Annotated in this window: 15 protein-coding genes; 1 reads left to right on the top strand and 14 read right to left on the bottom strand. The window is 41.1% G+C overall.

Annotated features, from left to right (window positions below):
- Position 1: 1 nt before the first annotated feature.
- Entirely contained in the window at positions 2-697 is a 696-nt protein-coding gene (locus tag SKC35_RS08385) for a hypothetical protein (protein ID WP_377978957.1), read from the bottom strand.
- Positions 694-1,242, bottom strand: a complete 549-nt coding sequence (locus tag SKC35_RS08390; protein ID WP_377978958.1) for an RNA polymerase sigma factor — start codon at positions 1,240-1,242, stop codon at positions 694-696. The genes SKC35_RS08385 and SKC35_RS08390 overlap by 4 nt, the downstream gene beginning before the upstream one ends.
- Before the next feature lie 94 nt (positions 1,243-1,336).
- Between SKC35_RS08390 and murI the strand changes: the two genes are divergently transcribed.
- On the top strand, positions 1,337-2,143 hold the full coding sequence (gene murI, locus SKC35_RS08395) for a glutamate racemase (RefSeq protein ID WP_377978959.1): 807 nt from the start codon (positions 1,337-1,339) through the stop codon (positions 2,141-2,143).
- Here the strand turns inward: murI and SKC35_RS08400 are convergent, their stop codons facing one another.
- From SKC35_RS08400 to SKC35_RS08455, 12 genes are all read right to left on the bottom strand, one after another.
- The gene (locus SKC35_RS08400; protein ID WP_377978960.1) at positions 2,144-2,434 is read right to left on the bottom strand and encodes a hypothetical protein; all 291 of its coding nucleotides are present in this window, start codon (positions 2,432-2,434) and stop codon (positions 2,144-2,146) included.
- A complete protein-coding gene (locus tag SKC35_RS08405; protein WP_377978961.1) occupies positions 2,427-2,951 on the bottom strand; it encodes a DUF420 domain-containing protein in 525 nt (174 codons plus the stop codon). Before SKC35_RS08405 ends, SKC35_RS08400 begins: the two co-directional genes overlap by 8 nt.
- Before the next feature lie 5 nt (positions 2,952-2,956).
- Positions 2,957-3,673, bottom strand: coding sequence for an SCO family protein (locus SKC35_RS08410; RefSeq protein ID WP_377978962.1), 717 nt, complete (start codon positions 3,671-3,673; stop codon positions 2,957-2,959).
- Positions 3,674-3,694: 21 nt separating this feature from the next.
- On the bottom strand, positions 3,695-4,009 hold the full coding sequence (locus SKC35_RS08415; RefSeq protein ID WP_377978963.1) for a cytochrome C oxidase subunit IV family protein: 315 nt from the start codon (positions 4,007-4,009) through the stop codon (positions 3,695-3,697).
- 19 nt (positions 4,010-4,028) lie between these two features.
- Positions 4,029-4,796 carry a cytochrome c oxidase subunit 3 gene (locus SKC35_RS08420; RefSeq protein ID WP_377978964.1) on the bottom strand — a complete coding sequence of 256 codons (768 nt, stop codon included), beginning with the start codon at positions 4,794-4,796 and terminating at the stop codon, positions 4,029-4,031.
- A 10-nt stretch (positions 4,797-4,806) separates the two neighbouring features.
- Positions 4,807-5,385, bottom strand: a complete 579-nt coding sequence (locus tag SKC35_RS08425) for a cytochrome c oxidase subunit 3 (protein ID WP_377978965.1) — start codon at positions 5,383-5,385, stop codon at positions 4,807-4,809.
- Positions 5,386-5,387: 2 nt separating this feature from the next.
- Entirely contained in the window at positions 5,388-6,236 is an 849-nt protein-coding gene (gene cyoE, locus SKC35_RS08430) for a heme o synthase (RefSeq protein ID WP_377978966.1), read from the bottom strand.
- On the bottom strand, positions 6,237-7,130 hold the full coding sequence (locus tag SKC35_RS08435) for a COX15/CtaA family protein (protein ID WP_377978967.1): 894 nt from the start codon (positions 7,128-7,130) through the stop codon (positions 6,237-6,239).
- Between the two features lie 68 nt (positions 7,131-7,198).
- Entirely contained in the window at positions 7,199-9,091 is a 1,893-nt protein-coding gene (locus SKC35_RS08440) for a cytochrome c oxidase subunit I (protein WP_377978968.1), read from the bottom strand.
- A gap of 31 nt (positions 9,092-9,122) precedes the next feature.
- A complete protein-coding gene (locus SKC35_RS08445; RefSeq protein ID WP_377978969.1) occupies positions 9,123-10,217 on the bottom strand; it encodes a cytochrome c oxidase subunit II in 1,095 nt (364 codons plus the stop codon).
- A 28-nt stretch (positions 10,218-10,245) separates the two neighbouring features.
- On the bottom strand, positions 10,246-11,607 hold the full coding sequence (locus tag SKC35_RS08450) for a quinol:cytochrome C oxidoreductase (RefSeq protein ID WP_377978970.1): 1,362 nt from the start codon (positions 11,605-11,607) through the stop codon (positions 10,246-10,248).
- 34 nt (positions 11,608-11,641) lie between these two features.
- Complete coding sequence (locus SKC35_RS08455) at positions 11,642-12,250, bottom strand: c-type cytochrome (RefSeq protein ID WP_377978971.1); 609 nt, start codon at positions 12,248-12,250, stop codon at positions 11,642-11,644.
- Between the last annotated feature and the right edge of the window lie 15 nt (positions 12,251-12,265).

Consider the following 12,265-nt stretch of genomic DNA (forward strand, 5'->3'; position numbering starts at 1 on the left):
ATTATTGTAATTGTAAGGTGCGTTTTAAATTCTCTTCTGTTTTAACGTAGGTATTTGCTACGGAGTGTATGCTGTTTTCAAATGCGGCATTGCCTTCTTTTAATTTTTGCCAGTTCACCGGCTCCCCATCCAAGGCTTGTCTGATTTCGCCTACTATTTTCCCGAAAAGGGATTTTCTGCGTTTTTGCTGTGTAAAAGCTGGCTTCACGTCCTCTTCTACAATAGGGTCGATGTCAAGGCGGACAGTGACGATCTCTGGTGATTCCTCCTTCTTGTCCATTGCAGGAACTGAGGCAAAAGTTTCTTGTCTGGGAGACTCCTCAATCACTACCGCTACTGGAGCTGCGACATCTGATGCGGGTTGTAAACTAACTTTCGCAAAAGTGGATTCGGTAGCCTTGGTCGGGACCATCAATGCTTCAGAGACAGAGGTTGCAGCTTTTTCCACAGGTGCTTCTGATTTTTCGATGACACGCGTCACCTCTGCGGCTCCCTCTTCCGTTGCAGTATTCCAATTCCAGCTCAGACCCAGCGCAAGCAATAATATGGCCGCTGCCGCCCAATAAATAGGGAAACGACGCGCAGGTTTTTCCTCTAGTCTTTCTTCTATTCGCGACCACAATCCCTCCGTGATGTCTTCGGATTTGTTTTGGAGTTGTTCTCTCCATTTTTCCTCTACAGAATTCCAATCCTTCATAGCTGTAAGGTGATTAGTTGATTTTGTAATAAAGCTCTAGCTCGCGATAGCTGCGATTTAGAAGTTCCTTCTGAAATAGCTAAAAGCTGGGCGATTTCTGCGTGAGAATAGCCCTCTATGGCATATAAATTAAAAATAGTCCGGTAGCCCGTGGGCAAAGTGGCAATTAGATTTTCGATTTCTTGAACTCCTAATTGCATGAATGTCTCATCCGGATGAGCCAGGTCAAAAGCTGCGTCAATGTCAACTGGGAAACGATCTTTATTCTTGCGAATGGACATTAAGGCTTCGTTCACCATAATTTTGCGAATCCACCCTTCGAAACTCCCTCCGCCTTGGTATTGGTCTAGTTTCGAGAATACTTTCACAAAACCTTCCATCAAAGTGTCTTCTGCTTCTGATGTGTTTGTTACATAGCGTTTGATTACGCTTAACATCTTTCCTGCCATTTTTTGAAACAAGAACTGTTGCGCTTGGCGATTGTTTTGTCGGCAGGCGGCGATGAGCTCAGTTTCAGAAGAGAAGGAAGGTAAACGTTTATTCATATCTAATTCGAATGCAAAGATGGCATAAAGCGCTAAATGGTTGCGTCAGTTTGAAAAGAATTTCAAAATTCCGTTCTTTGTTGAAATTAGTAGTATGCCAAACGCAGCGCCCATCGGGATTTTTGATAGTGGAATTGGAGGATTGACTCTGGCGCATGCCATCACGGAGTTGATGCCGCAGGAGAATATCATCTATTTTGGGGATACGGCGCACTTGCCCTATGGCGATAAATCGGCGACGGCGATTCAGGCGTATTCGGTGAAGATTTGCAACCTACTGTTAGAGAAGAATTGCAAGCTGATTTTGATTGCGTGTAATTCGGCTTCGGCGGCGGCTTATGATTTAGTGAAAGCCTATGTGGGGACGAAGGCCAAAGTAGTAAATGTGATTGACCCGGTGATTGCGTATTTGGACCAAAACTGGGAAAACAAAACCCTCGGTTTAATCGGAACAAAGCAAACCGTGAACTCGGGGATCTATGCAAACAAGGCGGAAGCGCTGGGAAAGAATATCCACGTTCGTTCTTTGGCAACCCCTTTATTAGCGCCCATGATCGAGGAAGGTTTCTTCTCGAATTCCATTTCAGAACATATCATCAAAGAATACTTGGCGCAACCGACATTACAAGGAATTGAAGGATTGATTTTGGGATGTACTCACTATCCGTTGATCAAAGCGCAGATCGATGCGTACTACCAAGGGAGTATTTCCGTCATTGATACATCGATTATTGTAGCAGAAGAAATCAAACGGATTTTAACGGAGGAGGATATGTTGCACACGGGACAGGAATCTAGCCGTCAATTCTATGTTTCAGACTATACAGATTCATTCGAAAAGTCTACCCAAATCTTCTTCGGGGAGGCCATCAAACTTACACAATACCCTATCTGGGATTAATTAAGAATTACCGCTGAAAAGTTGAGAGACTTTTTGACGTAGCTGTAATTTAGCTAGGCGGGCTTGTTGTTCTTGCTTGCTTTGGCGAAACCATAAAAAAGCAATCGCTGCCACGATTAAATAGGGCGCCGCTAATAAATATAAAATCCCTGTATTCAATCCCGTCGCAATATTCGAACGGCCATTCGAGATACTACTTTCGATCGTCGTTCTGCACATTGCACACTGCGCAACCGCATCGATTTGCGTCAATAGTAACAAAGCCACCAAGATGAATAATTTCTTATACATAATAAGGGGAGATCAATAAATACACGATAACGCCTGAAACAGACACGTACAACCAAATAGGGTAGGCCCATTTGACAACGGCTTTATGTGCCACAATGTTATTCGTTAATCCGTAATAAACCGCTTTTAATACAAGGCGCACGACACCAATCGAAAGAACGATGTGTGAGATTAACAAGAAATAATACACGGGACGAATCCAACCTTCTCCCCCGAAAGGAGTCGATGCATTCGAAATATGGTACAAAATGTACAAGACTAAGAAAACAGCACCTTGTGCAAAAGCAGCACCCATTGCTTTACGGTGCAATCCAATGTTTCCGCTTTTTACACCGATTAAACCAATCACTAAACTCAAAGCAGTCGTTGAATTCAATAAGCCGATGACGTGAGGCAATACTTTTGTCCATTGACCTAACGAAATTTTAGTTTGAATTCCGATCAAAACAGCCACCGCCACCGGGATCGCTACTGAAAGTACATTAATGAATTGGTCATTTTTCTTATTTGCTTCCATCGTTTTTATTCGTTGGTGTATATGCTTTTTAATACTTTGATTTCGACGAGTAATCGATCGACTTCTTTTTTGTCTGTTCCGTCATAAAATCCACGGATGACTCCTTCTTTGTCTACTAATATTAACCGCTCAGAGTGGATAAATGTTTCGTCTGGGTGTTTAATCGCCGCGTCATACTCTGAGGCATCCGCTAAAGGAACGTGAAATCCTTTTAATGCCAAAGGATAAATCGCCTTCTTTTCTCCCGTCAAAAAGTGCCACTGACCTTTATTCGCATCAAATCGCTTCGCGTAGGCTGCTAGCTTTTCAGGCTGATCGAATGTAGGATCTACCGAAATGGATAGCAATTTAACTTCCGGATCTTGATGAAAAGTATCCTGTACTCGGCTTAATTGTGTTGTGATTTTAGGGCAGATCGTACCGCAACGGGTAAAGAAGAAACTGGTAACGTAGATTTTGCCCTTTAAGCTATTTGAGTCGAATGTCTTACCCGTTTCGTCAGTTAGAGAAAATGACGGAATAGTTTGAAAGACCGTATCCATCTCCGCCTCATTCCAGCGCGGATGTAATCGCTTGGCCATTTTGATTTCACCTGTAGTCGAATCGATTGCCGGAATATAGCGTGGTAGACTAAAATGATTTGTGCCAAAAGTCTTCAGCCCTAAATAAACAAAGACAGGCAATATTAATACGAGAAATAATATGCCTGTCTTTTTATTCATTATCCAAGAAGGAAAATTTGATTAATGTAAGTGACCACCTTCGTAGATCAAAGCTACTAAAAGCCATACTACGAAAATAGTGGGGATCAATACCGCCCAAATCAAAGATTTAACTTCATGCTTTAAGTGCATAAATTCACCTACGATATAGAACGCTTTTACAATTGTCATGCCACAGAAGATCGCAACACGTAAAGTGCTAGCTGCCATCGTGAAGGCAATAACGAATTCAATTGCCGTTAAAATCAATAAAATCCAAAATGTTTTCCAAATCGCGCCTGTATTAGGAGCTGGAATTTCTTTTTCTGAGGTTCCGTGTGCTACGTGCGAAGCCATATATAATTCGGTTATAAGATTAAACTAAATAGAAGAAGGTAAATACGAATACCCAAACTAGATCAACAAAGTGCCAGTATAGACCTACTTTCTCCACCATTTCATAATGACCTCTGCGCTCATACACACCCGTAGCTGCGTTGAAGAAAATCAATACATTCAAGATTACACCTGAGAATACGTGAGTGCCATGGAATCCAGTGATGAAAAAGAATAAGTCAGCGAAAGCAGGAGGGCCGTATGGGTTACGAACTAAGTTCGCTCCTTCGATCGGTGTGCTTACCCCATCTATAATTTGTTTTGCGGCAATAGATAAATCTTCTGGACCGTGGATAAAGTGCGTCCACTCCCAAGCTTGAGAACCTAAGAAAGTGAAACCACCTACAATCGTCCAAAGCATCCACTTCTCTACATCCTTGCGGTCACCACGGTGACCAGCTTCTACCGCTAATACCATCGTTACCGATGAAGCGATCAAGATGAAAGTCATGATACCTACGAATACTAAAGGCAATGACATGCCGTGTAAAAATGGAACTGCTTCAAAAACCTTTTCTGGAATAGGCCAGTGAGTCGTCGCAAAATAAAAATCGTTAGGAGTGCCTTCCCAAGCAGGTTGGCTAAAACGAATCATTCCGTAGGTGATCAAAAGGGCTGAGAATGTGAAGGTATCCGATAAAAGGAAAAACCACATCATCAATTTTCCATAACTAGCTTTAAGTGGTTCAGAACCACCTTGCCATGTTAAATTTTCTGGAACCGCTGGGGCAGCGTGTGCTACTGACATAGGTATAAGCTTAATTGTTAATCAATAAAAATACAAATAAATAAAGCCACAAAGCATCTAAAAAATGCCAATATGTGGCGCAAATCTTAATTTGAGTCAATTGCTTTGCATTTATCTTCAATCTAAAGGCAGCCACTAAGGCGAAAATTAGAACGATTAGGCCGGAAACAAGGTGTAAGCCATGTAAACCTGATAAAACGTAGACAAAAGAACCAGAGGGATTACCAACAAAATAAACGTTCATCTCCACTAATTGGATCCAACCGTAAAATTGCATTACTAAAAATAGTAATCCGAGCACAAAAGTAATAGAAATACTTATTCGAAGTGCATTAAATTGGTCTTTTTTTGCAGCTAAAAGAGAGTAATGCATCGAAAGGCTACTCAAGATTAACACGCCTGTGCTATAAGTGAATAAACTAGGCATTTCAAATTCTACCCAGTTCCCTTCGGCTTTTCGCACTAAGTAGGCAGAGGTAAAGGCCGCAAACAGCATGATGATGGAAACGATAAATAACCACATCGTAAATACTTTAGGATTAATCGAGCGTGTTTCAGCTGGTTCGATGGTATTGTTTTGTGCGTTCATGTTTAAACTTTATCAAAAAGTAAGGCAATTTGTATGATGATTAAATAGAAAAACGAGCCAAACATCATCCACTTAGCGGCCTTATCTGTGGGGCGCATCATGAGGTAAAAGGTTTGGCATAAAAATAGAATCCCCGCTACCACCGTGATGATCGCAGATTGAATTCCTGTGATGTGCAGTAAATACGGCACAAATCCCAAAGGCACTAAAAAGAGCGTATAAATCATAATGGTGAAAGCCGTTTTAATGTCTTTCTTGCCATCATTTGGTAGCATCTTAAATCCTGCTTTACGGTAATCTGCATCTGCCACCCAGGCAATCGCCCAGAAGTGCGGAAACTGCCAGAAAAATTGAATGGCAAATAAGATTCCTGGTTCCCAGCCGAAATGTCCCGTCGCAGCTACCCAACCGATCATAGGAGGGAAAGCACCCGGGAATGCACCCACAAATACGGAAATAGGACCCACGCGTTTTAAAGGCGTATACACATAACCATAAAGGATATAGGATATTAAGCCGATTAAGGCTGCTTTCCAGGTAAAATAACTTAAAAGCCCTAAAGCAATGACCGCTAGCACATAACCAAAATTACGGGCTTGAGCGGGTGTGAGAGTCTCTGTAGGTAGCGGGCGCTTTGCTGTTCGCTTCATCAATTTATCGAGTTCGATCTCCTTCAATTGATTCACGATATTCGCTGCTCCCGTTAATACAAATCCGGCCAACGATATCAAAATGATCCCGAGCGGCTTATGGTCAATAGGCGCTAATAAATACCCAAACGTCCCCGAAAAGGCTACCGTCATAGATAGTCTCGATTTTAAAAGGGCGATATAGGGTTTTATAGACGACATTTAGGCGTTTTTTGTTTGTATCCAGGAGCTGATATGCCAGCCCATTAATACCAATGAGATTAATAAGTGGACCGCTTGGCTACCTAAGGGTAACGCGAAGTAGGCCATTAAAATTCCGGTTCCTAGAGAAATGCCGATGAGTGCTAATACCCCCTTTCGGTACGTTTGTAATGAACTTTCTGCTAATTTCTTCCAAAGAATCAGATGGCAAATCAAAATCACCCAAGAGAATGTTCTGTGAATGATGTAGCCGAAGTCAAGGTTTGCGACCCATTGGTCTTTAGCCCCTTCTCCTACCGCTTTTATCACGTGATCCATGTTCTCCCTCACTTGCGTGCCTAAGATGATTTGGACTAATACGATTAACAAACTGATTCCAATCCACTGGCGATTCTTCTCAGGTATAACCTCCGATGAAGATTGATTGTTTAAGGCTTTCACTAAAAAATAGATGACCCCGATGGACAACAACATATGTGCCGTTACCACGCCTGGTAATAAGAAAGAGTCTACTACATATTTACCTAATACTGCATTTGCTAAGATTAATGCTAAGCTTGCCAAAGTAGGCAAGAATACCTTTTTCCCTTCTCTATAGGCTAATATGGTCGTGATTAACACGATAACTCCTGTCATTGCACCTAATAAGCGATTGATATATTCAATCCAGGTTTTAGTTGCATTGAATTCCACTTCGCCATGTAACTTTTCTTGGTAGATAGTTTCGTAGTGAAGCGGTAGTTCCTCCAGTTTAGTAGGAGGGATGAAGCGTCCAAAACACTTCGGCCAATCCGGACATCCCATTCCTGATCCCGTGCTACGAACGATTCCGCCAGCAAGGATAAGCAAATAAATGCTCAGGAGTGAAAGGGTTGCGAATTTTCTAAAGGCCATTTTTGGGGTAAAAAAAAGATGCATCTAAATGAGATTCATTCGGATGCATCTTTGATTGTTGAGGTTAATTAACGGTTATAACTTTCGTTTTGCGCGCCTAATAAACCATCAATATCTTTTTCTTTTGCAATTTCAGCATCTTCTTCTGGAAGGTTAGAGCTTTTTGTTGCAGAGAATGGTACGTTTTGAGGAATGAAATCTACGTCAGAACCTGGCTTAGAATAATCATATGGCCAACGGTAAACAGCTGGAATTTCTCCTTCCCAGTTTCCGTGACCCGGATTCACTGGAGTAGTCCACTCTAATGTAGTTGAGTTCCAAGGATTTTGTGGCGCTTTCTTTCCTTTAAAGATCGAGTAGAAGAAGTTCCAAGCAAAGATCGCTTGAGCAGAGAACGTGATGATTGCTGCAATCGAGATGAATGCGTTCATGTTTGTAAATGCTGCCGCTCCATCATTTCCTACCGCCGTAAACGAGTAGTAACGACGAGGGAAACCTGCGATACCGATGTAGTGCATTGGGAAGAATACCATGTACACACCCACGAATGTAAACCAGAAGTGGATATAGCCTAAGGTCTTGTTCATCATACGACCGAACATCTTAGGGAACCAGTGGTAAACTCCTGCCATCAAACCGAAGAACGATGCAGCACCCATTACAAGGTGGAAGTGAGCTACTACGAAATACGTATCGTGTAAGTTAATATCTAATGCAGAGTTACCTAAAATGATACCTGTTACACCACCCGAGATGAATAGGGATACAAGACCGATAGAGAACAACATCGCTGGAGTAAAGATCAAGTTACCTTTCCAAAGTGTCGTAATGTAGTTAAATGCCTTCACAGCAGATGGTACCGCAATGATTAAGGTTAAGAACATAAATACCGAACCTAAGAACGGATTCATCCCTGTTACGAACATATGGTGAGCCCATACGATGAACGCAAGCACGGTGATACCCATCATAGAACCAATCATCGCGCGGTATCCGAAGATAGGCTTACGTGAATTAGTTGCAATGATTTCAGATGTCATACCTAAAGCAGGTAATAATACGATATAAACTTCAGGGTGTCCTAAGAACCAGAATAAGTGTTGATACAAGATAGGCGATCCACCCATGTTAGGTAATGCTTGACCTTGGATATAAATTTCCGATAAGTAGAACGATGTTCCGAATGAACGGTCAAAGATCAATAATAAAGCCGCTGATAATAATACAGGGAATGATAATAAACCTAGGATCGCAGTGAAGAAGAATGACCAAATAGTTAATGGCATCTTCGTAAACGTCATACCACGTGTACGTAAGTTAATGACCGTACAGATGTAGTTAATACCACCCATTAATGAAGATACAATAAAGAAGGTCATCGCTGTTAACCACATGGTCATACCTAAACCAGAACCTGGCATTGCTTGTGGCAAAGCAGATAATGGAGGGTAAATTACCCAACCCCCTGATGCAGGACCCGTTTCTAAGAATAGAGACGCGAACATGATCATTGATGATAAAAAGAAGAACCAGTAGGATAACATGTTAATGAATCCTGAGGCCATATCTCTTGCTCCAATTTGTAATGGAATTAAGAAGTTCGAGAAAGTACCTGATAGACCTGCCGTCAATACAAAGAATACCATGATGGTACCATGCATGGTAACGAGTGCTAAATAAAACTCTTTATCTAGTTTACCACCTTCATCGATCCATTCTCCTAAGATAGGACGTAACCAATCCAATTGCATTTCAGGGAAACCTAATTGCAAACGGAAGATGATAGATAGTGATCCACCAATGAACGCCCAAATAATACCTGAGATCAAGTATTGCTTAGCGATCGTTTTGTGATCTGTTGAGAACACATACTTCGTCCAAAAATTTAGCTCATGGTGCTCATGCTCATGATCGTGTGCATGGGTGTGAACTTCTTCAGCGTGTGATGTTGCAGTTGACATATGAATTTATTTTCTTCTGTTCTTAATTAAATTAGTTTACACTTACCGCTTCTGCCGCAGGTGCCGCAGCACTATCGACCGCTACTGGCTCAGCAGGAATATACTTGCTAGCCTTTGCTTTTAAGTTGTCTGGTACTTTCGCTAAGTACGTAGGGTTCGTAGCTAAGAAAGGCTTTTGTTCTGCACACCATTTGGCATAATCCTCTGGTTCGTCTACAAAAACAGTAATCGCCATACCAAAGTGACCACGGCCACAAATTTCTGTACAGTTTAACTTATAGTTGAAATCCTTCTTACCTAATTTAGCACGCATTTCGTCAGTTGACATGTTAGGTGTAAACCAGAACTTCGTAGGCATACCCGGAACCGCATCCATCTTCACACGGTGGAAAGGCAAGTATACGGAGTGTAAAACGTCTTGAGCGTGAATCTTTAAAAGAACAGGCTTTCCTTTAGGAAGGTGTAGTTCTGTAGCTGTAAAGTCATCGAACGAGTGTTTATCTGTAAAATCGATACCAATATTGTTCGTTTCATCGATCAATTTGTAATTGTAGTTACCTAATTGGTTATCATCTACACCAGCATAACGCACATACCATCCGAATTGGTGACCTGTGATTTCGATTACTACCGCATCGCTTGGAGCTTGAGAAGTAATATCTCTCCAAGTTCTCCAACCCGTGAATACTAAGATTGCCATTACGATCGCAGGAATAACCGTCCAAATTAATTCTAATTTGTGGTTTACTGGATAGAAAGTGGCTTTTCTGTCTTTATTGTAGCGGTATTTGAATGCGAAGAATAACAACAACGTGTTTGTTGCAAAGAAAGCAAACGTAACTACAGCCATAGATACCCAGAACATGCTATCTGTTCTTAAACCGTGTTCAGATGCAGCAATAGGTAAGAAATCTGGTTTTGCAACCATAAATGACCAAACTCCCGCAATGGTACCCAACGCCCAGAAAATAATCATTCCGTAGGCATTTGCGTTGTTGCTAGAATCTAAAGCTTCTCCTGTATTCTCGTTTGCAGTTAAAGACTTGTTCAACTTGATACTTTTGCTGATGACGTTAATCGCAAGAGCAAAGAAGATAACTGATAAAAGACCTATTAGGTAAAACATATTCTTTATTTTAAGACAAGTTCAAAAATTAAATATCGTGGTGTAATGCTTCTGGCAAGAATGGGTGGTTTTTCGCCACTAAACTTGCTTTCGTTAATTCTCCAGAGATGACATAGATAAACGCTGAAGCAAAAACAGTAACCATTCCAAATTCTACTAAACCATAACCACCGTGTTTACCTACAACACCTGGCATGATCATTTGGTAGAAGTCAATATAGTGACCAGCGATAATTAAGAAAGCAGCGATCTTCAAGAAGATACGTGTTCTCTTTGCATCACGTGTCATTAGAACTAAGAAGGGTAACAAGAAGTTTAAGATTACCATTAAAATTTCTGAACTTTTGTAAAGTTTATCATATCCTTCCCAACGCTCTAAGAAATAGATGGTCTCTTCTGGTAAGTTAGCATAGTAGATCAACAAGAATTGTTCAAACCAAACGTATGTCCAGAAGATAGAGAAGGCGAACATAAACTTACCTAAATCGTGTAAGTGATTCTCGTTCACATAACCCATTAAACCTTTGTCCTTTAAATACAATATGGTTAAAACGATTACCGCGTAGGTAGTTACGTGCCATGAAGCAAACATATACCATCCGAACATCGTTGAGAACCAGTGTGTATCGATTGACATGACCCAGTCCCAAGCAAAGATCGAGCTAGACGCTCCGAAGATCACGATGAAAGCAGTACCGATTTTAACTAATTGGGTGAAGTATTCAGTTCCACCATTCAAATCCTCTTCTAAAGATTTCTTGCGTAACATGTTCCAAAGAAGGATCCATAATCCGCCGAACACCACTAGGCGAATCAAGAAGAAGTTCTTGTTCAAATAGCCAGACTTGCCTGCAATGATTTTGTCATAATTAGCACTTCCTACTTCTGTTACACCATGGTGCATCCAGTGGAAAATAACATCTCCTTTGAAGAAGAACGTTAAAATCAAGATAGGTAAGGAGATATATAAGAACTTAGGGAAAGCCTCAGGTACACGCTTCATCACAGATGACCAACCTGACTTAGTTAAGTATTGTAAAGAAACGAAGAACATACCTACTACAGCAATACCTGTAAAGAATACAGCATTCAACCAAACGTTCGCCCAAACGCGATTCATCCAATTGTAGTGCTCTTCTGCTTCTGGCTGGTGTGAAACTGCACCACCCGAAAGGTGTTCTGCAGCCGCTTCGTGTCCCGCTTTTACAGCCTCATGTCCTGCTGCTGCTACTTCGTGACCACCTGCTTCTCCTTTAGATAAAAGATAAATACCAATAACTAAAGCAACAACGCCTGCAATGAAAGCATAAATGATTCGCTTTTTACCTTCTGATGTGAAGTCAAAATGCTCTTCTACGTTTGCTGGGGAAAAATGTGAATGTCCCGCCATCTTGTTCTCTATTTTAATTTAAATGAATTTGATCTTATTGTTTTTGTAACTCATGTACATAAAGTACGATTTTCCAACGGTTCTCAGAGGAGATCTGTGAAGCGTGAGGCCACATACGTCCTTTACCATGCGTAATTACGTGGTAGATATGTCCATCGTTCACCTCTTTTAATGCATCACTTGAATACACTGGCACACCTTTGTATTGTTTAGCAACTAAACCGTCCCCTTTTCCTCCTTCACCATGACAGTGTTGGCAGAAACGCTCGTATTGTAATTTACCTGCTTCGATATTCTCTGGAGTTGCAGCTAATGGGTTTTTTAATAAGGCCGCAGAGTAGGATAAACTGTCGTTAGGTACTGTTTTTGCTACTAATTCTTGTGCTAAAAAGGCTTTTTTCAAGCTATCTGTACCTGTATATTTTTTACGAGAAACTGTACCTGCTACTGGTAAACGCATATTCATCCCGTAAGGGTTGATTTTATTCGTATCACCTTGCAGTTGGGTCATTGGTTCGTAACCTACTGAATTGTACATATTAGGTGCAAACTCTGTACCTGTATCATTATGGTCATCTCCACAAGATAATAATCCTGCTGTTAGGCCGACTACTAAAGTGAATTTATGAATTGAATTGAACATATCTTCTTGAGAATT

It is taken from the genome of Aquirufa originis (assembly GCF_042714495.1).
Taxonomy (GTDB): domain Bacteria; phylum Bacteroidota; class Bacteroidia; order Cytophagales; family Spirosomataceae; genus Aquirufa; species Aquirufa originis.

Bases quoted from the DNA above. Each gene is read 5' to 3' on its own strand.
- SKC35_RS08385 (WP_377978957.1), bottom strand. From the start codon at position 697: ATGAAGGATTGGAATTCTGTAGAGGAAAAATGGAGAGAACAACTCCAA.
- SKC35_RS08390 (WP_377978958.1), bottom strand. From the start codon at position 1,242: ATGAATAAACGTTTACCTTCCTTCTCTTCTGAAACTGAGCTCATCGCC.
- murI (WP_377978959.1), top strand. From the start codon at position 1,337: ATGCCAAACGCAGCGCCCATCGGGATTTTTGATAGTGGAATTGGAGGA.
- SKC35_RS08400 (WP_377978960.1), bottom strand. From the start codon at position 2,434: ATGTATAAGAAATTATTCATCTTGGTGGCTTTGTTACTATTGACGCAA.
- SKC35_RS08405 (WP_377978961.1), bottom strand. From the start codon at position 2,951: ATGGAAGCAAATAAGAAAAATGACCAATTCATTAATGTACTTTCAGTA.
- SKC35_RS08410 (WP_377978962.1), bottom strand. From the start codon at position 3,673: ATGAATAAAAAGACAGGCATATTATTTCTCGTATTAATATTGCCTGTC.
- SKC35_RS08415 (WP_377978963.1), bottom strand. From the start codon at position 4,009: ATGGCTTCGCACGTAGCACACGGAACCTCAGAAAAAGAAATTCCAGCT.
- SKC35_RS08420 (WP_377978964.1), bottom strand. From the start codon at position 4,796: ATGTCAGTAGCACACGCTGCCCCAGCGGTTCCAGAAAATTTAACATGG.
- SKC35_RS08425 (WP_377978965.1), bottom strand. From the start codon at position 5,385: ATGAACGCACAAAACAATACCATCGAACCAGCTGAAACACGCTCGATT.
- cyoE (WP_377978966.1), bottom strand. From the start codon at position 6,236: ATGTCGTCTATAAAACCCTATATCGCCCTTTTAAAATCGAGACTATCT.
- SKC35_RS08435 (WP_377978967.1), bottom strand. From the start codon at position 7,130: ATGGCCTTTAGAAAATTCGCAACCCTTTCACTCCTGAGCATTTATTTG.
- SKC35_RS08440 (WP_377978968.1), bottom strand. From the start codon at position 9,091: ATGTCAACTGCAACATCACACGCTGAAGAAGTTCACACCCATGCACAC.
- SKC35_RS08445 (WP_377978969.1), bottom strand. From the start codon at position 10,217: ATGTTTTACCTAATAGGTCTTTTATCAGTTATCTTCTTTGCTCTTGCG.
- SKC35_RS08450 (WP_377978970.1), bottom strand. From the start codon at position 11,607: ATGGCGGGACATTCACATTTTTCCCCAGCAAACGTAGAAGAGCATTTT.
- SKC35_RS08455 (WP_377978971.1), bottom strand. From the start codon at position 12,250: ATGTTCAATTCAATTCATAAATTCACTTTAGTAGTCGGCCTAACAGCA.